The sequence below is a fragment of the Algoriphagus sp. UBA3586 genome (genome assembly GCF_002376385.1).
GTDB classification, from domain to species: Bacteria; Bacteroidota; Bacteroidia; order Cytophagales; family Cyclobacteriaceae; genus Algoriphagus; species Algoriphagus ornithinivorans.
In genome coordinates, this window is the sequence record NZ_DFMT01000049.1 from 21907 (window position 1) to 42038 (window position 20132).

Below are 20132 nucleotides of genomic sequence, written 5' to 3' on the forward strand. Positions count from 1 at the left end.
CTACTCATGAAAAAACAGCTTTTATTCCTTCTTTTTGCCTCCATTATTTTTTCTTGTCAGGAGAAATCCAGCGAAAAAATTGAGCAAAGCAATATCCTTGAAAATCTCACCTTCACAGTTGATACAATATTGGTGGACTCGGGAGATGAACTTTTAAACCTTGGCTTTGGAATCCGAACCTTCGACTTGACCGACAATGGTTTTTTCTTTTTTGAAAACAGTCCACCTGCTTTGGTCGAGGTGGATTTGGAAGCGATGACATTAACCCAAAAAACTGAATTCGAAACCGAAGGACCTGATGGAGTCGGCAACTTTGTGGCCCAAGTGTCAATAGGTCCCAATGAGGAAGTTTATGTTTTGGGTGTTCCTCAAATCGGCATTTATGACAAATCGGGAAAGAAGCAAAAAAATCTCAAAGTGACTCCAAAGGGAATAGACTCCCAGCTTGCCGAAAACTTTTTTGCCTTATATGGAAATTCCATTTACGATTTTAAAAGAAACCTTTTTTACTCTTGGCCAACAGGTGAAGAAATTAATAATCCTGAATTGGTAATCATTGATGTAAAAAATCAAACTGCCAGAACAGTAGCTCTTCCAGAAATGGAAATAGTTCGGAAATACACTCTTTTGGCAAATGAAAACGGAAACTATATGTCTTCAGGTCAACCCGTTTATCTCTTCAATCATCAAAACAAACTCTTGATATCCACTTCAGCCATGGGAGATTTTTATGAATATGACCCGGACGCAGACAGTCTGCGCTTGATAAAAGTCACACATCAAATGATTCCCAATCGACTTAGTGGAGAAGTCACGCAAAACCTGACAACAGAAAAAGCATTTAGGCAGGAAATGGCAAAAATCAATTCACAGATCATTTATCAAAAATTGATGTGGGACTCTAAAAAGAATCTTTTTTTCAGACTAGCCTCGCAGGTCAAAATGGGTGAGACTCGAAATGATCCTAATGAATACACCTATTATTTATTAGCCTATAATAAAGACTACGAGTTGGTTGGTGAAAGCAAACTCAATGGGCTTACAGATTTCATAAGAGGGTATTTTTTCAAAGACGGCAAGCTCTGGTCTTTTGTCAATGTAGAGGATGAATTGGGCTTTGCGGTGATGGATTTTAAGTTTTAACAAATGAGATATTTAAGTTTACTAGTGATCGCTATTTTTTCCTTTTCCTGTAGTCAAAAGGGAAATAACACCGAAGAAAAAGAATTCCAATTTGCCTACACTGTGGATACGGTAATGGTTGATTCCGGCGAGGATTTTATTTTTCTCAAGTATGGTCTAAATGTCGCGGCTATTTCTTCGGATAAAAAACTGCTCTACAATTTAAATCCTACCAATTTCCAACTGGAAGTGATTGACTTAGAATCCCTCAAACTTTCCAATCGAATCCAGTTAGAAAAAGAAGGGCCAACGGGAATTGGTAATCCAAGGTCTCTGCATATCTCGCAGGATGGGAAATTTCACTTTCTGACCTTCTCAGATGTTCGGGTATTCGATTCTTCACTAGAAACAATGAAGGCCATTAAGTTTCGAAAGGAGAATTTTGAAAACTTGGCTGTGGATGAGTCTCTAGGCTTCAACTTGACTCTTTCTGACGATGGCAAAAAGGGCTACGTCGAATACGGGCCAGATGACGAAGAATTGGCAAAAAAAGGATTAGCTGTTTTGAACTTGCAAAATCTGCAACTCAAGACCATCCCCTTAGAAATATATAGCCGAATTCAACCCTATGTGAGAAGCTTCTACCAAGATGGACAATTACAAACTCGAACAATCGAATCTACTTATATAGACCAGGCGGGTGATAGAGTTTTGATTTCCTCTCCCAACTTTAATGAAGTGTATATTTTAGATCAAATAACAGATTCCGTTTCCCGTAAAATTTTTCATTCTAGCCTGACTTCAGACTTTAAAAAAGTCCCAGAAATTACATCATTTGAAAGTGTGGAAGAAATGAGAGCTGCATTTCAAAAGGAAAACGAGAAGGTTACTTTTAGCAGGTTTTACTACGATGACTTTAATGAAAAATTTTGGAGATTTTCAAGGGAGTTAGACCGGAAAATTGGTGATTCTTCAGTATTTAAAGCGGTAGTAACAATATACGATAAGGACCTCAATCAACAGCACGAGGCAATTTTTCCGGATAATATTTTTGGATTCAAATTCTTCAAAGACGGCAAGCTCTGGTCCTATGTCAATGTAAATGATGAACTGGGCTTTGCGGTGATGGATTTTGATTTTTAAAAGGATGAAAAAGCTGTTCTTATTTCTCACAATTTCAATTTTTGCAGCCTGCGGAAAAAAACTTACCTCTGAGAATGAGACGCAATCAAACCAACCTTCTAATGTATTGGAAAATTTAACTTTTCAGGTAGATACCATCATTGTAGATTCTGGTAAGGAGCTTTTTAATTTGAAAGACTTATCAATTTTTGGAAAGCAGAACTATTTCTCCCTATCTCAAAATAATGATTCTCTGTATTTCTTTGATCGGCATAGGCTCATACTTCATGAAATCGATCTGAAATCTTTAAAATTAGTCAACAATTTTCCTTTTGAGCAGGAAGGTCCAGATGGAATAGGACGATTTGTTTACACGTTCAAATGGCTTCCAAATAAGCAGTTTTATGTAAAGGATTTATTCGGAAACAGTTGGTTTTTTTCTAAAGAAGGAAGGAAACTTGCCCAAATTGAAATTAATTCTGAGGAAATGGTTGAAGGAACCCGCCTTGAATCGTTTAGTATTTCCAATCAACAAATCATTGATTTCAAAAGGAAAAAGCTCTACTCCTTACCGCGCAGTTTCAAGAGCAGGGAATTATATTTTGCAGTGCTGGAATCTATGGGTGAGACAGGTAGAATTTTAAAAATTCCTGAGCTAGAAAAGACCTTTAATTTTTTTGTAGAACTGAAAGGTAGTGCAGACGGAGGAGGAGGAAAAGGAGAAATGGTATTTCTCCAGCAGCTAAATGATCTAGTGCTCATTTCATCAACGGTTGGCAATTCCATATATGTATATGACCCAAATCTTGACAGCCTGTTTTTTAAAGCGTTTCCGCATGAATTAGCTCCTTTGGGAAAAAATGTTGAAATAAAAAAAGAGGTATTTAGTGATAAAGAATTCCAAGCTGAATTAAATAAGCTTCATACACAGATTGACTATTGGGACTTTTACTGGGATGAGCAGACACAGCGCTACTATCGCTTTGCTAGTAAAGGTCTTCCACTAGCCAATATCGACTCACCCAAGAATTTCGAATACTTCCTATTTGCCTATGATCGAAATCTTACCCTCAAAGGGGAAAAGAAGCTTGAAGGGTTTTCTGAATTGCCGCTTTCCGGATTCTTCAAAGACGGCAAGCTCTGGTCCTATGTCAATGTGGATGATGAGTTGGGGTTTGCGGTGTTCACTTTTGATTTTTAACTATAAGGAAGATGAAAAATATTTTTCTGATTGTTGGCTTTGCATGGTTTTTCTCCTGTAATCAAAAGCTGGAAACCCTACCTGACAATATTTTCGAAAACTTAAGTTTTTCCATAGACACGGTCATTGTAGATTCAGGAGAGGATTTTCTTAACCTTGGCAGTGGGGTTTTTCCATATGGATTATCTCAGGATTTATCTAGGATTTATTTTTTTGAATACAAACCGTTTAAACTCGTGGAAGTAAACCTCAATCAGTTACAGCTTATAAAAAAGACTGATTTTGAGGCTGAAGGTCCCAATGGTGTAGGGGATTACCTATCAGGCTTGGAGGTAGGTCCTCGAGGTAAGGTTTATTTGACAAGTAATTCCACCGTAGGAATTTTTGATCAGAGTGGTATAAAACAGGAAAACTTACGTTTTTCCCCCAGTGGAATAGATTCCGCTCTTTCCCAGAGCTTTCAATCCTTATTTTTTAGAAGCAGCTTCAATTTCGAGAAGAGAAAAATATACTCTCACCCTGGGTTTCCCGACGCTGGAGACCATTTGCTTTTGATCATAAATCCAGATTCAAAATCCGCAAAAAGCCTACCGCTTCCAAAAATGAAAATTGTGGAAAAATATACGGGCACCTTTACTTTTGAGGAAGACAAGGGTAGTATAATCGCTTATTATTCTGTTAGAAGTTTTCTCAGCAGATTACCCAAAGCCATCATAATTTCTTCTGCTGCTATGAGCGGTTTTTATCGATTGAATATAGAAACAGAGAAATTGGAGTTTGTGGATATACAGCATCAGACTGTCCCCAATGAGATAAAAATAGAGATTCCTCAAAACGTGTCTAGCCCAGAGGAGGTGCGTAATATTCAAAATGAAATTTTCTCAAACGTTAATTTTCAGGAAATACTTTGGGATGAAAGTCGTCAAATTTATTTCCGTCTAGGAGAACGAACCTTTCGAGGAGAGACCTATCAAGACCCTATGCGATTCGAATACTACCTTTTCGCATATGATCAAAACTTCAATGTTTTGGGAGAGGCAAAGCTAAAAGTAAAAGACTTGAAGATTAAAAGCCCTTTCTTCAAAGACGGCAAGCTCTGGTCCTATGTCAATGTGGAGGATGAGTTGGGCTTTGTAGTGATGGATTTTAAATTTTAACCTAACTATTATGAAAAACCTACCTATCTACTTTTTGATCCTTTTCCTGATTTCCTGCGGAGGAGATCCTGAAGACTCAAGCTCCAATCAAAATCTAGAAATCTCCTATGAAATCGACACGGTCATGGTGGATTCAGGTGACCAGCTCGTTTATCTCCAGCAGGGCTTAAGAGCGGCGGACCTGACGCCTTCCAAAGGGCAACTTTACAATTTCAACACAAATAGTTTTGAGATTGAAGTTTTTGATCTTATCGAAATGAAGTTAGTAGATTTAATCCCTCTGGAAAAGGAAGGTCCTACTGGTATAGGAAATGATACCTACATTCCTAATCTCCAGGTTGATTATCAATTGAATACCTACATCTACCATTTTGATGAGATTGTAAAAATTAGTCAGGATTTGAAAAAAGTTGATTTTTTCAGATTTGAACCCGATGTGCTCTCGGGTGAAAAACTAAATATTGACTATACTATCAATCAAAACGGACTGTTATCAGCAGATGGTGTTTATTATTTTTCCTTTTATGGTCCTCAAGATTTTGTGAAGGCACGTGAGGGCATCTCAATCGTTAAGCTTGAGGATATGTCCCTAAAAATGGTTGAGATACCGGAACTAAAGGATATTGCCAAATTTTCTATATCTCACGAAATGGAAAGGGGAGCAGGAACAATGGCTACACAAGAAAATCTATATTTGGTGCAACGAGGAGCTAATCTTTATTTTAGCTCAGCAACCTATAATTTTGTCTACCAAATTGATATTCCTTCCGGAAACGCGAAAAAACTCGAGTTTCATTCAAATATCACAAGTGATGCTAAATCGCTAAACTTTGAGACAACTGCTATTTCCGAAAAGCAGTTTTATGAGCTCTCCAAACAAAAAATGAATCAGGTTTCATTTGGTAAAATCTTGTTTGATGAGTCTAGAAATCTTTTTTGGAGATTCAGCTCAGATCCTGATCAAATAGGAAAAAATAAAGTCTTGACAATATTTAGTGAGGATTTTAAACAAGTCAGAGAAGCATCCATCGGAGAATTTGATTTTCAAGGCTTTAGCTTTATTAAAGATGGTGTTTATCATCGCTTTATCAACATTGAAGATGAACTGGCTTTTGTAAGATTTAAACCAGAAATAAAATGAGAAGATTACTTTTTGCAGGGATCCTTTTTGTGACTTTTTCATGTAGTCAGAAAAGTTCTGAAAATGAAAAAGCTAGAAAGCTAGAAGTTAGCTACAGCCTCGATACTGTTTTTGTCGATGCTGGTGATCAGTTTATCCATGTAAACTGGAGTCTGACCAGTTCGGACCTATCAAAGGATGAAAAATACTTGTACAACTTCCAAACCGGGGCCAAAGAGCCCGGTTTGGAAATCATCAATCTGGAAAAGCTTCAGCTAGAAAGGATTATTCCATTCTCTTTGGATGGCCCCAATTCTATCCGTCATCCCTTCATCAGCAAGGTATATGCCATGGAAGATGGAAGCATATTTCTTTCAGATAATTACGACCTGTATCATTTTGACTTGGAGGGCACTAAACTTGGGAATTTGAATTATGATAACCATGATTTTTCAGGGGAAAAGCTTCCAGAAGAATTGAGAGTTGATCTCAATGAGTCACTATCAGAGGATGGTAAAACACTCATTGCCCTTTATGCAGACAAGAAACTGGAAAGCGCTCCTCTTGGCATGGTGATTTTTGACTTGGAAAATAAAACATTTCAATATCGGCCTCTGGAATTTATTCCAAAGATGGAAAAATTTAGAACCAGCCTTTATTTGCCGGAATATCCAGACTATCCCATGGGGGCTATTTTAGATTCTTATCTTCTTCAGGTAAAAAATGACACGTTGATTCTCTCTACCAGATCCAAAAATGAATTGAAGTTTTACAACTGGAAAACCGACTCTTTGACATCCAAAACCTACGAAAGTCAATTCACAAGTCAAGAGGCAAAAATTAATTTCCCAAAGCGAGTGGAAAGTCAAGAGGAGTATGAGCGACTTGCCAAGGAAACTAAAAAGTATGTGAAATACGGCCCTCTGATGTTTGACAAAAAGAATAGCCTCTATTGGAGATTATCTTCGGAAATGGATAAAATGGTTGGAGATTCCATTGTTTATAAAACTGTGTTGACAGCTTTCAATAAGGAATTTGATCAAGTATCAGAAGTTCTGCTGCCGCAGGATTATCAGATTGCTTATAAAACTTTTGTCAGAGATGGCATGCTCTATAGTTTCTTAAATGTAGATGATGAAGTGGCTTTTGTGAGAATTAAGCCAAGTATTTCAGAATAAAACCTCCCGCTTAGTAGCCAAGTTGCAAAAGAGTTTATCTGCGGAGATACTGAGATCGGTTCAAGCCTTTGACTAGAATCTTTGAAAATCTGCGGGAAAACTATGTCCGATATAAGCTATGTGGGCTATGTTTCTATGTGGTTTAATAATAGAAGTTAACCACATAGGCACATAGGAAAGACTTTCTTTAGAGTGAAGTAAAAAGCTGTTTCCAAAAATAGATTAAGAGTGTCACGCTCTTCAAACTCCGTTCGCAGTGACGGTCAAAACTTTGCCTCTTTAAAGCTTTGCGGGAGGAATATTTCACTGCGTAACTGCGCCGCTGCGAGCACTTTTTAAACCACATAGAAATGATAGAAAACATAGCTTTAAAAACTCTTTGCTTCTCTGCTCCTTTGCGGGAGATCTAAACCGCTGCGTCGCTGTGCCGCTGCGAGCTAATTCTTAAACCGCATAGGAATGATAGAAAACATAGCTTTAAAAGCTCTTTGCTTCTCTGCTCCTTTGCGGGAGATCTAAACCGCTGTGCCGCTGCGAGCTAATTTTTTTACCGCATAGAAATGATAGAAAACATAGCCTTAAAAACTCTTTGCCTCTCTGCTACTTTGCGGGAGACCCAAACCGCTGCGTATCTGAGTCGCTGCGAGAAAATTTTAAACCACAGAGGAATCATAGAAAACATAGCCTTAAAACTCTTTGCCTCTCTGCTACTTTGCGGGAGAATAAAAAACTGCTGTGCCTTCGGGAGAGATGATGAGACTGCTTCGCTCCGCAAGCTCCACTCGCAGTGACGACCAATACTTGGATGGATGAGATCAAAAAATATCGAACACCCAATGATGAATAATGAAGTGTCGCCAACCTCAACCAGCGATTTTCTTCAATTACTCGATTAATCAATTACACACTTACACATCAACGCTCAATCCAGCCTAGGCAAGCTCAATTTATACTTCATCGCTATCAAGCGAATACTGATCACCAAGGACATGGAAATCAGCAAATTGTAATCTCTCTCTAATCCCCAATAATTCAAGCCAACATATAAAACGGCACCTGCTAGACAAGCTGAAGCGTAAATTTCTTTCCTAAAAAGAACCGGAGTTTCATTGGTTAAAGTATCTCGGATCACTCCACCCATCACCGCAGTAAACATCCCCATGATGGCTGCGATTTCAGGTCGGACTCCCAAACTCAAGGCTTTTTCAACTCCCAAAACAGTAAAAAAGCCAATCCCCAAGGTATCAAAAAGAAAAAAGGTTTTTCGGAGTCTACTCAGGAAATCAGGAAAAATAAATGCTGCCAATACTCCCAGCATAATCGCATATAAAAAATGAATATCCCCAATCCAGACTAGAGGATAGGAATCCAATAAAATATCTCTCAATGTTCCTCCACCGATAGCAGTGATGAAACCTGTAAACCCCGCTCCAAAAAGATCATGCTCTCTCTCCCTAATTGCCAAAGCACCGGAAATGGCAAAAACAAAAGTTCCTACAAGTTCAAGAACGTATTGAAGCGTCATTTTAATTGTTTACAATTATATTTTTCTCATGGTAAAAACCCCCATTTCCCGCTGATTTAAGACCAAAACTGTTTTGGGGGCCTCCATATATTCAAAGCCTAAGTTAAGTACTTGTTCCAGGTCCTTAGCCTGCAAAACAAATCGCACTGATCCGTCTGGCAATTCGTAAACCCCATTTCCTATTTCCTTGGCGGAATCTAGAATTCCACCAAAGCCAGTACACATTCTAAACCAGAAAATCCCACCGGGCTTTAGAACCCGATAAATTTCGGAAATCATTTGCCTGAAGTTATCCACATTTTTGGCAAAATGTAAAACAGCTGAACAAATCACTACATCAAACGCCTCACCGTGAAAAGGAATTTCTTCCAGTCTCCCAATTTGAAATCGATGGGCATCATACTCATTCTTTAAACTTTTTGACTGAAAGCGACAATACTGAATCGCAAACTCATCAGGGTCAATTCCGAAAATCTGATATCCCTGATTGACGAAGTAGGCTGTATTTCTGCCCTCTCCACAACCGGCATCCAAAATTTTCATTTCCTTGGTAAATCTACCTTTCAATATCTGATCCAGTAGGTAGATATCCACATTCCCCAATAAACGATTTAGCTCATTGATTTCCATGCTCCCAATCATCTAAAGCCTTTTGGGCCTTTTCTCTTCCAATTTCAATCAATTCAGCGGAGCGATGAAACTCCAGGGTTCCGGCTTGCTTTCTGGCCACTTTCACCTGAATATCCACATCATGTTTTTCCAAAAGGAGTTCACAAAACCTATCCTGAAGCAAGTCGAAAGAACGTTTGACCAAATTGAGCGTAGAGTAGCTGATTTCTTTGTCTTCAGGCTTTTCCTCCGGGAAAAACTGACTCATCTTATCCTTATACTCTCTCAACCAAGCTGGCAAGGTGATAAAACGGTTGCCTTCAGCATCTTTTTTAGGAGGGGCAACATAATCCTGATCCAATCCATTCACATCTACAATCATCAAAATGGTGTCTTCCCGCTTTTTAATCAGTGAAAGGGGAATAGGATTTAAAACTCCTCCATCTATCAAAATCTGCTTTTCGACTACGGCAGGAACAAAAACTGAAGGAATACTTCCGGAAGCTCTTATGGCTGTATACAAACTTCCACTATTAAAAATGATTTCCTTTCCTGAATGTACCTCGACAGCATTGCATGAAAAGGGAAGACTCAAATCTTCAATCTGACAATCCTCCACCACATTTTTCAGAGCCGAAAAAACTTTTTCTCCTTTGATAAATCCACGACTGGAAAAGGTAAAATCCATCAAAGAAAAAACATCAATCCGGTCCAGATTGCAGATCCAATTTTTAAAATCCTCCATCTTGCCTGCTGCATACATGCCCCCCACCAAAGCGCCGGCAGAGCAGCCTGCTATTTCAGCTATTTCATAATTTCTTTTTTCCAACTCTTCAATCACCCCCACATGCGCTAATCCTCTAGCTCCACCGCTGCTCAAAACCAGTGAAACTTTCTTCTTTTTTGCCATATCTTTAGGGTATAAAAATTAATGAACGAAAGTACACATTATGAGCCAATTTAAACCCTTTCACCTGGCTTTCCCTATTCGAGATATAGAAGAAACCAGAAAATTCTACGGCGATTTACTGGGATGTGATATCGGTAGAAGTACCGATAAATGGATTGATTTCAACTTCTTTGGTCATCAACTTTCGGCTCACATCAAGCCGGATGAGTTGGCAAATGCAAAGACCAATGAGGTAGACGGAAAAAATGTACCCGTGAGACACTTTGGAGCAATTTTGCCTTGGGATGAATGGCATGCATTAGCAGACAAACTGAAAAATCACGGAATTGAGTTTGTTATCGAGCCATATATCAGATTCAAAGGTGAAGTGGGAGAGCAGGCGACCATGTTTTTCCTGGATCCTTGCGGCAATGCCCTAGAATTCAAATCCTTTCAGGACGAATCACAAATTTTTGCCAAATAAGAGATTTGAAGCCTCAATATATCCGAAAGGGAATCGATCGAGTCATTGAAATAGAAGGAAAGTCCTTCCTTTATTTCAGTGGAACCTCCTATTTGGGAATTGGGCAGAATGTGGAGTTTCTGGAAGTTTTGGCTAAAAACCTCTTTGACTTAGGGGCCAATCACGGGCAAAGCAGAGTAAATAATATCCGGCTTAAAATCTTTGATGAATTCGAGGAGTTTTTTGCTCAAGAAGCCAAAGCCCCAAAATCAGCTGTTCTCAGTTCCGGTTATTTGGCAGGAATTGCAGCAACCCAATATTTGGCGGAATCGGCCGAAGAAATCTGGGTTGCTCCCAATACCCATGCAGCTGTAATTCCCAATGGATATTCTAGCGGCACCCAATTAAATTTTAATCAATGGAAAAAAGCTTGTCAAGAACAAGCCAGCCAATTATTTGGTAAAAACATTTTATTGATTGGAAATGCAGTGGATCCTTTATTGGGCGAAATCCACGATTATTCCTGGGTAAAGGATTTAGCAGAAAAAAACTCAATTAGTCTACTCATCGATGACAGCCATGCTTTTGGTGTTTTGGGCAGGGGAGTTTTTGGAACTTATACTCAATGGCAAAATCCGGCCATCAAGCTTGTAGTCTCTGGTTCCTTAGGAAAGGCACTAGCTTTACCCGCTGGAATTATTTTGGGAAATGAAGAGATAATAGATGCGATCAAGTCAACACCTCTTTATGGGGGAGCATCTCCCGGTTCTCCCGCGCACCTTCATACCTTCATGGAAACTCAATCCATTTATGAAAAATCCAAAAGCCAACTGCAGGATTACTGTGGGATTTTTGCTCAGGAAATTTCAGGATTCAAAGGCATAAAAGGCTCAAGAGATTTTCCGGCTTTCATTATTGATAAAGTTGATTGGGTTTCCAAACTTGAAAATGCAGGAATCATCATATCCTCCTTTCCTTATCCCACCCAAAGCAGTCCACATATCAATCGCATCGTCATTTCAGCTTTTCATGAATTCGATGATCTTTTTTATCTTGTCAATACTCTTTATCAACTTCAAAAGGAATGAAAAAACTATTTTATCTAATTATCCTTTCAATTTTTCTAAGTTCCTGCGATAACCAAAACGATCAACCTTTTCAGGGAGATCTTTCTGATTATCCAATTTTAAAAAGAGTATTAGACTCTGCCGATAAATTCCAAGTTCAAATACTTTATTCCAAAATTGACAGAAATGAACATGGAGTTCCCATGTTTGATACGCATGAATTCAATTTGGATGATGAACGGTATTTCTATCCTGCCTCCACCGTAAAATTGCCGGTAGCCATATTGGCTTTGGAGTGGCTAGAAGAGCAGAATGTGGATAACTTGGATATGAACAGCATCATGCTTGTCGATTCAGTGCGACCTTCTCAAGTGCCTGCTTATGTGGATAAGTCTTCCAAGGACTCTCTTCCAAGCATAGCTCATTACATAAAAAAGATCTTATTGGTTTCCGACAATGATGCCTACAATAGACTTTATGAGCTATTAGGCCAAGATTACATCAATCAAAAATTAGCGGAAAAGGGACTCAATCATACAATCATCAACCATCGATTGAGCTTCCCGGCGAATGAAATTGAAAATCGTTATTTCAACCCAATCAAATTTGTGGATAAAAGCGGAAATATCATTCTCGAGTTACCGGAAAGGGAAAGCAAGGCTATCTATTCAAATCCTGAAAAACCAGTAATCGGAAGAGCTTATTACTCCGGAGATTCTCTGATCAATACTGGAATGGAATTTACGTTCAAAAATAAATTTGCGCTCAGCGATCTACATGGAGTCATTCAGCGGATAGTTTTTCCACAGGCCTTTTTGGAACAGGAGCGATTTCAACTCAATGAGGAGCATAGAAAATTCATTCTGAAATACATGAGTATGCTTCCCAGAGAGTCGGACTTCCCCAGCTATCAAGGGGAGGAATATTATGATAGCTATTCCAAGTTTTTCAAGTTTGGAACAGACAAAAAACCCATTCCCGAACAATTCAGGATTTTCAATAAAACTGGATGGGCTTATGGACATCTGATTGATGGAAGTTATTTCGCAGATTTTGAAAACAATGTAGAATTCATCGTCTCAGCCATTATTTATGTCAATAAAGATGAAACGCTGAATGATGATCAATACGAGTATGAGGAGATTGGGCTTCCATTTTTTACAGAACTGGGGGAATACCTTTATCAGAAGGAGTTGAAAAGAAAAAAAGGAATCAAACCAGATTGGTCTGAGTTGAAATTGAATTATCTCAATAATTAAGATGAAATTTAAACTGATAGAAGGAAAGTTATTTTTCAGGCATTACGCAATTTATGCCCTAATAGTAGCAGTCGTTCAAACTATAGTGAGCTTAGGAAATTACAGGCTGAAATTTGGAATTGATTGGGGGTTTGTTAATGATCCCATGACAATTCCAATAGTTTGTTTTTATTGGGTTGGGTGGATGGCCTTTTGTTATTTGGTTTTTTGGAGACTTAACCCTGCTTATCGAGAAAAAATTAAGAGTAAGCATCAAAAAAAAGATTGACTTATCCACAATTTTTCAGCTAGGAGTAACTCTGCATTTTGACTAAAGGGTGTGGATAACTCCCTCCCAATGAAATTCCTAAGTCTCTCAATTCCTTGGTTGTCAATTCCCAAGGGTGGTGAATGTCAAAGCCTTTAATGGATTTTAGCTCTGGAATCCATAGCCGAACATAATCCCCGTTTCGATCATAATTTTTTCCTTGTCGAAGGATATTGAAATAGCGGTTTTCTCTGGGATCATTTCCTACACCACCCACATACATCCAGTTTCCCCAATTGGAGCAAACGTCATAATCTATCAACATACTTTCAAAATAACTGGCTCCCCAAGTCCAGTCTATCCCAAAATCATTGACCAAAAAACTGGCGACATTCTGTCTCCCACGATTGGACATGAATCCCGAATATTTCAACTCACGCATATTGGCGTCTACAAAAGGGACTCCTGTCAACCCCTCACACCAGCGCTCGAATAGAGCACTATCTCTTCTCCAGGAGTCCTCTTGTTTTTTTATACCTCCAATTTGAAATATTTGATTGCCATGTTTTTTGCTGATGAACCTGAAATAATCTCTCCAGATCAATTCAAAAATGAGCCAATAAGTACTTTGATTCTTTTTGCGCTCCTTTTCGTAGCGTTTTACCTCTTCAAAAATGGTTCTTGGAGAAATACAACCTAAAGCTAACCAAGGCGAAAGCTTAGAACTGTAATCTCCTCCAATCAATCCATTTCTGGTTTCTTTATACGTTTTCAGAAGATCTTTTTCCCATATATAGGACTGGATTCGCCCTAAACCGGCACTCTCTCCACCATTTAACTCCATCACCGCTCTGGGCTCGGTCTCAGGTTCCTCCAGTCCATATGTTTTCAGGTCTGGCAATACTCCAGACATGGGCAACAAATCTTCTGCTGGAAAATTAATTTTATCGGGTTTGGGAAAAGTAGGCCTGATTGAAGCCATCTTTTCCACAGCTTTTCTAAATGCTGTAAATACTTCTGGCACTTGGGAAACAGGGAAGGGCAAATCCTCTATATGATACAGGGTGCTGATCCAATAGGACTCTGTAGCAATTCCTTTTCCCCAAGCAGCCTGATCCAAAGCTTCATCTACCTTTTTTTCTTCATCAGTTACTTCCTCTGAATAAAAAATAGCGTCCGCTTTAACGCGACTGGCTAGGGTGATCAACTCTACTTCTGGTTTCCCTCTTAGAAGAATCAAATCGGCCCCAGTTTCTCTTAAATTTTTCCTCAAATCCAATACAGATTCAAATAAAAACTTGGCTCTGAAGGGACCTGTTTTTGAAAAACCGAGTTCAGTAGCTTCGAAATGTCTGGGGTCAAAACAATACACCGGGATCACCTCTTTGGCCATAGCCAAAGCTTGATGCAAGGTCTCATTGTCTGTCAGACGCAGATCATTTCTAAACCAAACTATCGCTCTTTGATACTTCATGATTGTTGAACAGGCTTTTTAAGGCAAGTGTTTGAGATATTTTTAAAATTCATTTTTCCCTATTTTCTTTAAATTCAAGAAAATTTAAACTCATCATGAAAATCTCCCATTTCATTTGTTTTCTATTCCTGTTCATCCCAATAATAAACTTTGCACAAAGCCTGCAAGAAAAACTGGGCTATGCTGCGGAAGACAAATTATTGATCATTCATGGTGATGATGTAGGCGTTTCCCATTCACAAAACCTGGCAACTTTTCAAGCTATTCAAAATGGACTGGTAAGCTCCACCAGCATGATGGTTCCGGCAGCATGGTCTAAAGAGGTAGCTGAATTGGCCAAAAGCATCAAAAACCCGGACATAGGAATTCATATTACGCTGACCAATGAATGGCTTCATTATAATTGGGGACCGGAAGCTGGGAAGACAGATGTTCCCGGTCTCGTCAATCCACTCGGGCATATGTTTCCAAGTTGCGCAGAGGTAGCTCAAAACGCGAGTCCTGAACAAGTAGAAAAGGAAGTCAGAGCTCAAATAGAAAGTGCCAAATCCATGGGAATAGATGTCACCCATCTCGATTCCCATATGGGTTGCATGTTTTATGGACAGCCGGAATATATGAGGATTTATGTAAAGCTGGCTTTGGAATACAATATCCCGGCGATGATTAATCAGGAAATTTATAAGGGATTAATTGAACCCAATCCTGCACTATTTGAAGGCTTGGAAGTCCAAAAACTTCCCATCATTGACCAGATTATCATGGCTGATGAAAAAGCTTATGCAAATGGTATGGAAGAGTTTTACACGGATGCATTGAAAAATTTACCGGCTGGAGTGCATGTGCTCTTATTGCACTTAGCCTTTGACGATGCTGAGATGAATGCAGTTACTTCGGGTCATGATTCATTTCACGCACCCTGGAGACAAAAGGATTATGACTTTTTCACCAGTGAGCAGGCTAAAAAATTATTGGAAGAACAGAACATTAAATTGATCACTTGGAAAGAAATTGGAAAGCTTCTTTAAAATGAAAATTATAATGAAAAAGACTTTTACCTATCTCATTTTTTGTCTGGCTCTAATCTCCTGTTCGGAAACTCAAGATCCCTTTTCTCTAATATTTGAGGACTTAGAGTCCCAAAAAGGGCTTGCAGGAAAGAAAGCCTATTTAGCATCTCCATTTACAGCTGCTGGCGACAGAGTATATCTGATCGGAAATCAAGACGGTAGCTTTCCCGATATGGGCTGGCATGTAGAAGGCGAAATGGGAGGAATCTGGATGCATCCCATCAAATTAATGGATGGCTTTAGTGCCCAAATTCAAATTGGAGATCAAAAAAGCTGTTTGGAAAATGCAGAAGCTTTTATGAATTACCCATTTTCCAACCTGATAGAATATGACTTATCCACATTAGGGCTGAAGGTAGAGAGGCTTCATTTTGTGCCAGATGGAAAGGAAGGAATGGTGGTTTTATATAGAATTAAAAATGTGGATAAGTCCGAAAAGTCCATCTCTTTTAATTGGAGCGCAAAAGTTGATTTGATGCCAGTTTGGCTCGGCGAGAGAAGCGGGATGATCGATCAAGAAGATCAGGTCAATTTTGATGAAATGAGTCAAACCTTCTGGGCCAAAGACTTGGGAAATGACTGGTATGTTTCCTGGAAGACAGATCCTAAATTCCAAGTCAGTCCTGTTGCCAATAGCTGTGAATTTGAATCTAAAGGAAAAGGACTCGCCTCCACATTTAGTACAGAGTTGAGTATCCCTGCTGATGGTGCTATAATTTTCCCTGTTTTTATAGCCGGCTCCACCAATAGTCAACTCCAAGCTTTTTCCACCTTGGCAGAAATTCAGGAAAACCTGGCTGCTGATTGGTTTAGTAAAAAAGAGCGATATCAACTTTTGAAATCAACAGCACAGATTCAAGTTCCAGATCAGGAATTACAAGAAGCTTTCGAGTGGGTAAAATATAACACAGACTGGCTCGTGCGTGACGTTCCTGAAATAGGCAGAGGTTTTGGTGCAGGATTGCAGGATTATCCTTGGTTTTTTGGCGTAGACAGCGAATACACCATACAGGGATTACTTGCTACGGGCAGAAAAGAATTGGTTTATTCCACTCTAGAACTTATCCACAATTTGTCTGAAAAAACCAATGGCAATGGAAGGATTATCCATGAAGCCTCCACGAATGGAGTGGTATTCAATCCGGGAAATATTAATGAAACGCCTCAGTGGGCATCCACTATTTGGGAGGTTTACCGATGGACAGGCGATAGAGAGTTTTTGGAAAAATACTTTCCATCAGTTGAAAAAGGGCTTACATGGCTTTTGGAGGAAAATGATTCAGATGGAAATCTCCTAGCGGATGGCTATGGCATGATGGAAATCCACGGGCTGGAATCTGAAATGATAGATGTAGCGGCTTACAGCTACAAAGCTTTTGCAGATGCTGCTCAAATAGCTGAAATTTTAGGAAAAAAAGCCCTTTCTGAAAGTTATCAACAAACTGCAGATGCGCTGGCTGAAAAAATCAACGCCGAATTTTGGGTGCCCGAGTTTGGAAGCTATGCCGATTTTATAGGAACTGCAGATGAGGCCATACACCTGATTGATGGAGCCATTATTCGGGCAGATACTTTGAATAAGCCTTGGGCTGTGGAAGAATTAAAAGCTACTAAATCAAAGTTATCCACATTACCAAAGGATCAAAAACAGGGATTTGTATTGTATCATAATTGGGTCGTCAATACTCCAATGGAGGTCGGAGTGGCCGATCCTGAAAAAGCCCAAATCGCCTTAAAAACAGGAAGAAAATATACCAATCCCTTTGGAGTTTTTGTGACTGGCATAGATAGAGATGAAAGTGCTGAGCTGGAAGAAGGTTCTTTTACGGGGAGCAAAGTATTCTCCTATACCGGTGCGGTGATGACATTGCCAACAGGGGTGTCTGCAATTGGAGAAAACAATTATGGGAATCCAGACCAGGCTTTAGATTATCTAAAAAGAATGACAAGAAGTTTTGGATTTGCCTTACCCGGATCAATCTACGAGGTTTCTCCCGACTATGGAATGTTTACCCAAGCTTGGAACTTGTATAGCTATGCGATTCCGATTGTCACCCAGTTTTTTGGGATAAAGCCATATGCTGGAAATAAAGTTATCCACATCCGTCCTCAGATGCCAAGTGATTGGGAAGAAGCCAAAATTGAGCGAGTAAAGGTTGGTGAAAATGAGATCACTGTAACCTATGAGAAAAAAGGAAAGAATCTGATCATAGAGGTCAATCAGAGCCAGAAAAAGTGGGGGCTTTCAATTGAGATTCCTGAGAGTTATGAACAAGTAAAAGTCTTAGGCAAGGAAGTCAGCAGCGATACTCAAAACGGATATCGTAGAATTTTGATGACTGGGGAAAAGGTGAGGGTGGAAGCTTTCTAGAAAAAAAGCTTCCTTATGCTTTACATATTCAACCAATAATTCAACTTCAACACCAAACTTCTTTGCTTAGGGATGAAATCACCCGGAAAATAATTGTCTGTGTACACCACAAAGAAATCGGAAACAGGTGCATATCTCCACTGCAACCTGGTATTGATATTCAGGTTGTCTATCTGGTTGTTGTACTGAATAAAGGTTGTCCAGAATAGGTTTTTGCTAAATGTCAGATCGATTCTTGGACCCACTAGAAGCAAATTCGCATCGTTTTGAGGTTCTGGCAGTCGGATCTGATTGTAAGAGAAATTCATGGAGATATTTGCTGTATAGCCCATTCTGATGGCCATCTCACTTCGAATGGAAGCAATATTTCCTGTAAAATATTCTCCAAACTCACTTCGAAGAGAGAAATTAAAAGGCAATCTCGGGTTACTTCTAAAATCAATCCCAAATCTCTGGGTACTGTAATCAGTACCTGCAGCAAGTCTTTCTCCACCTGTTCGAGTAGGATCAAATGGACTGAAAAGATAGACATAGCTATAGGTGTTGGAAAAAGTCAGCTGCGCAAGAGACTGAAATCTAATTTCATAACTCAGCTCTATATCTCTATCAGTCATCCCCAATCCATCATTCCACAGATATTCAAAATCAATTTTAGGTCCATGACGATTGATATATTTACTCTTCGGGAAGAAGCTGTAAGAAAGATCTGGGTTCAGTCGCTTATAATCTGTTCTCGGAGTAAACCCCACTTCTGGATTATAATTTTCACCTATATCCAAATAGCTAAAGCTCCAGTTCCAATGTAAGTCATTATATAAGATGTAGGCATTGAAAGTTCCGGTTTCATCACTTACTCCCTTTTCAAATGTCCTATGATAAAAGGCCTTTCCTGTCCATCTGTTATCGGCTGATGCCAAATTGTATTCCAAGCCCACTAGACGATTATAATCATCGGGATTAAAAAGACCTTGTTCATTTTCTGCAGCCAAAGACTCTCTATCAACTACGATTAAGCCTATGTTTGAGCGATTGAACACCTTTTTTTGCAATGCAAGTACGCTGAAATTTTTACCATTAATTCCTGCCTGCTCATCATTGGCGGTTTGCATATTCATCAAGCCTACCCGCCAATCATCTGTGATTTTACCACTCAATCTGGCTCCGTAAATAATTTTATTCTGGACATTTTGTCCAGTATTCTCATCTCTATCCACTCCAATTCTTCTGGAAAAGAAAGGCCTTGCCAATGGATGTCCGAAGCTGGCAAACAAGTCACCATTTTCGAGGAAAAACTGCCTTCTTTCCGGGAAAAATATTTCAAATCTATCTAAGTTAGTGACCTGCTGGTCCACTTCCACTTGAGAGAAATCCGGATTAAAAGTAAGGTCTAAATTCAACGCAGGGCCGATCCCAATTTTCGCATCACCGCCCACCGCTGGAGTCATATTTTCTGACGTTCCTTCCAGATAATTTTTAGAAGTTCTTCCGGCTACATAAGGTATAATAGAAACATTCGCAGATTTCTTGCGAAGTGGTTCTTCAAAAATCAGCTTTCTGCTAAAAGCTGTGGATATAATAGAGAAGTTTCTCGGAATAGGGGCCCATGTACTTCTTTCTCCCAAGTGACTGTCAATTCGGTAAAAGTTGACATTCCAATTTTGGGCACCATCCTGAAATCTCAACGTGGAGAGAGGAATGATTGCCTCCACTTGCCAATGATTCTCAAAAATTGTTGCCTTCGCATACCATTTGTTATCCCAAGCCAAATTTAGATCGTCACCTCTAGCTCCACCATTTGCCAAAAGAGCTTCTCTTTGAACCCCGTAAGGATTGACGCCAAATTGGAAGGCATTGGTTTTATCATTGAACGTATCAAATACAAAGCTGATCCCATCGTTTTGCTCTCCTCTATAGTCCCTCCTCAAAGAGGTAGAAACATATTTGCGAGGTCCTGTATTTTCCATGACCGCGGCTATGTATATATTTTGATCATCAAATGCGATCTTCACTCTGCTTTGCGCTTGAGCTTGACTGGTATCAGAAGGAAAATATTGGGTAAAATTAGAGTTCCAACCCTCAGGACCCCAGATTTCTTCATCTAGGATTCCATCCAAAACAATGGGTTCACTGGTTTTGAAAGCGAAGGCATTGGGAGCTTGCTGAGAATATGCAGCAGAGCATAGCAGCAAGGACCCAAACAAAATGATAGTTTGGCTTATTCTCATGGTTTAGTCGATGCCACAAAATTAGAATTGTTT

General features: G+C 39.3%; 16 protein-coding genes. 11 read left to right on the forward strand and 5 right to left on the reverse strand.

Annotation, left to right across the window (positions count from 1 at the left end):
* Nucleotides 1-6: 6 nt before the first annotated feature.
* The 6 genes from B2906_RS17565 to B2906_RS17590 are packed head-to-tail and all read left to right on the forward strand — an operon-like array spanning nucleotide 7 to nucleotide 6900.
* Nucleotides 7-1143, forward strand: coding sequence for a DUF4221 family protein (locus B2906_RS17565; RefSeq protein WP_219957323.1), 1137 nt, complete (start codon nucleotides 7-9; stop codon nucleotides 1141-1143).
* A 3-nt stretch (nucleotides 1144-1146) separates the two neighbouring features.
* Nucleotides 1147-2265, forward strand: a complete 1119-nt coding sequence (locus B2906_RS17570; RefSeq protein ID WP_219957324.1) for a DUF4221 family protein — start codon at nucleotides 1147-1149, stop codon at nucleotides 2263-2265.
* Between the two features lie 4 nt (nucleotides 2266-2269).
* Entirely contained in the window at nucleotides 2270-3445 is a 1176-nt protein-coding gene (locus tag B2906_RS17575) for a DUF4221 family protein (protein ID WP_219957325.1), read from the forward strand.
* An 11-nt stretch (nucleotides 3446-3456) separates the two neighbouring features.
* The gene (locus B2906_RS17580) at nucleotides 3457-4602 is read left to right on the forward strand and encodes a DUF4221 family protein (RefSeq protein ID WP_219957326.1); all 1146 of its coding nucleotides are present in this window, start codon (nucleotides 3457-3459) and stop codon (nucleotides 4600-4602) included.
* 10 nt (nucleotides 4603-4612) lie between these two features.
* Nucleotides 4613-5743: a DUF4221 family protein gene (locus tag B2906_RS17585; RefSeq protein WP_286942054.1), complete on the forward strand. Its 1131-nt coding sequence runs from the start codon at nucleotides 4613-4615 to the stop codon at nucleotides 5741-5743.
* Nucleotides 5740-6900: a DUF4221 family protein gene (locus tag B2906_RS17590; RefSeq protein ID WP_219957329.1), complete on the forward strand. Its 1161-nt coding sequence runs from the start codon at nucleotides 5740-5742 to the stop codon at nucleotides 6898-6900. The genes B2906_RS17585 and B2906_RS17590 overlap by 4 nt, the downstream gene beginning before the upstream one ends.
* Nucleotides 6901-7822: 922 nt before the next feature.
* On the opposite strand, the gene B2906_RS17595 is transcribed toward B2906_RS17590, so the two are convergent.
* The 3 genes from B2906_RS17595 to B2906_RS17605 are packed head-to-tail and all read right to left on the reverse strand — an operon-like array spanning nucleotide 7823 to nucleotide 9944.
* The gene (locus B2906_RS17595) at nucleotides 7823-8425 is read right to left on the reverse strand and encodes a trimeric intracellular cation channel family protein (RefSeq protein WP_091653443.1); all 603 of its coding nucleotides are present in this window, start codon (nucleotides 8423-8425) and stop codon (nucleotides 7823-7825) included.
* Between the two features lie 15 nt (nucleotides 8426-8440).
* A complete protein-coding gene (locus B2906_RS17600; protein WP_339816325.1) occupies nucleotides 8441-9067 on the reverse strand; it encodes a class I SAM-dependent methyltransferase in 627 nt (208 codons plus the stop codon).
* A complete protein-coding gene (locus B2906_RS17605; protein WP_219957330.1) occupies nucleotides 9042-9944 on the reverse strand; it encodes a patatin-like phospholipase family protein in 903 nt (300 codons plus the stop codon). Before B2906_RS17605 ends, B2906_RS17600 begins: the two co-directional genes overlap by 26 nt.
* A gap of 40 nt (nucleotides 9945-9984) precedes the next feature.
* Between B2906_RS17605 and B2906_RS17610 the strand changes: the two genes are divergently transcribed.
* Genes B2906_RS17610 through B2906_RS17620 form a run of 3 tightly spaced genes read left to right on the forward strand, consistent with a single transcriptional unit; the run spans nucleotide 9985 to nucleotide 12712 of the window.
* A complete protein-coding gene (locus tag B2906_RS17610) occupies nucleotides 9985-10407 on the forward strand; it encodes a VOC family protein (protein WP_091653438.1) in 423 nt (140 codons plus the stop codon).
* A 5-nt stretch (nucleotides 10408-10412) separates the two neighbouring features.
* The gene (locus B2906_RS17615) at nucleotides 10413-11474 is read left to right on the forward strand and encodes an aminotransferase class I/II-fold pyridoxal phosphate-dependent enzyme (protein ID WP_219957331.1); all 1062 of its coding nucleotides are present in this window, start codon (nucleotides 10413-10415) and stop codon (nucleotides 11472-11474) included.
* The gene (locus tag B2906_RS17620) at nucleotides 11471-12712 is read left to right on the forward strand and encodes a serine hydrolase (protein ID WP_219957332.1); all 1242 of its coding nucleotides are present in this window, start codon (nucleotides 11471-11473) and stop codon (nucleotides 12710-12712) included. Before B2906_RS17615 ends, B2906_RS17620 begins: the two co-directional genes overlap by 4 nt.
* A gap of 287 nt (nucleotides 12713-12999) precedes the next feature.
* Here the strand turns inward: B2906_RS17620 and B2906_RS17625 are convergent, their stop codons facing one another.
* Nucleotides 13000-14433 (reverse strand): DASH family cryptochrome, encoded by a 1434-nt coding sequence (locus tag B2906_RS17625; protein WP_219957333.1) that lies wholly within the window; start codon nucleotides 14431-14433, stop codon nucleotides 13000-13002.
* A 95-nt stretch (nucleotides 14434-14528) separates the two neighbouring features.
* Between B2906_RS17625 and B2906_RS17630 the strand changes: the two genes are divergently transcribed.
* Together B2906_RS17630 and B2906_RS17635 are read left to right on the forward strand one after the other, a co-directional pair.
* Nucleotides 14529-15461, forward strand: coding sequence for a polysaccharide deacetylase family protein (locus B2906_RS17630; protein WP_219957334.1), 933 nt, complete (start codon nucleotides 14529-14531; stop codon nucleotides 15459-15461).
* 13 nt (nucleotides 15462-15474) lie between these two features.
* Nucleotides 15475-17874, forward strand: a complete 2400-nt coding sequence (locus B2906_RS17635; RefSeq protein WP_219957335.1) for a glycogen debranching protein — start codon at nucleotides 15475-15477, stop codon at nucleotides 17872-17874.
* A 20-nt stretch (nucleotides 17875-17894) separates the two neighbouring features.
* Here the strand turns inward: B2906_RS17635 and B2906_RS17640 are convergent, their stop codons facing one another.
* The gene (locus B2906_RS17640; protein WP_219957336.1) at nucleotides 17895-20099 is read right to left on the reverse strand and encodes a DUF5916 domain-containing protein; all 2205 of its coding nucleotides are present in this window, start codon (nucleotides 20097-20099) and stop codon (nucleotides 17895-17897) included.
* Nucleotides 20100-20132: the final 33 nt, after the last annotated feature.

Excerpts from the sequence above, each read along its gene's own strand:
- B2906_RS17565 (WP_219957323.1), top strand. The coding sequence starts at position 7 with ATGAAAAAACAGCTTTTATTCCTTCTTTTTGCCTCCATTATTTTTTCT.
- B2906_RS17635 (WP_219957335.1), top strand. The coding sequence starts at position 15,475 with ATGAAAAAGACTTTTACCTATCTCATTTTTTGTCTGGCTCTAATCTCC.
- B2906_RS17585 (WP_286942054.1), top strand. The coding sequence starts at position 4,613 with ATGAAAAACCTACCTATCTACTTTTTGATCCTTTTCCTGATTTCCTGC.
- B2906_RS17605 (WP_219957330.1), bottom strand. The coding sequence starts at position 9,944 with ATGGCAAAAAAGAAGAAAGTTTCACTGGTTTTGAGCAGCGGTGGAGCT.
- B2906_RS17590 (WP_219957329.1), top strand. The coding sequence starts at position 5,740 with ATGAGAAGATTACTTTTTGCAGGGATCCTTTTTGTGACTTTTTCATGT.
- B2906_RS17570 (WP_219957324.1), top strand. The coding sequence starts at position 1,147 with ATGAGATATTTAAGTTTACTAGTGATCGCTATTTTTTCCTTTTCCTGT.
- B2906_RS17640 (WP_219957336.1), bottom strand. The coding sequence starts at position 20,099 with ATGAGAATAAGCCAAACTATCATTTTGTTTGGGTCCTTGCTGCTATGC.
- B2906_RS17630 (WP_219957334.1), top strand. The coding sequence starts at position 14,529 with ATGAAAATCTCCCATTTCATTTGTTTTCTATTCCTGTTCATCCCAATA.
- B2906_RS17595 (WP_091653443.1), bottom strand. The coding sequence starts at position 8,425 with ATGACGCTTCAATACGTTCTTGAACTTGTAGGAACTTTTGTTTTTGCC.
- B2906_RS17620 (WP_219957332.1), top strand. The coding sequence starts at position 11,471 with ATGAAAAAACTATTTTATCTAATTATCCTTTCAATTTTTCTAAGTTCC.
- B2906_RS17580 (WP_219957326.1), top strand. The coding sequence starts at position 3,457 with ATGAAAAATATTTTTCTGATTGTTGGCTTTGCATGGTTTTTCTCCTGT.
- B2906_RS17575 (WP_219957325.1), top strand. The coding sequence starts at position 2,270 with ATGAAAAAGCTGTTCTTATTTCTCACAATTTCAATTTTTGCAGCCTGC.
- B2906_RS17600 (WP_339816325.1), bottom strand. The coding sequence starts at position 9,067 with ATGATTGGGAGCATGGAAATCAATGAGCTAAATCGTTTATTGGGGAAT.
- B2906_RS17625 (WP_219957333.1), bottom strand. The coding sequence starts at position 14,433 with ATGAAGTATCAAAGAGCGATAGTTTGGTTTAGAAATGATCTGCGTCTG.
- B2906_RS17610 (WP_091653438.1), top strand. The coding sequence starts at position 9,985 with ATGAGCCAATTTAAACCCTTTCACCTGGCTTTCCCTATTCGAGATATA.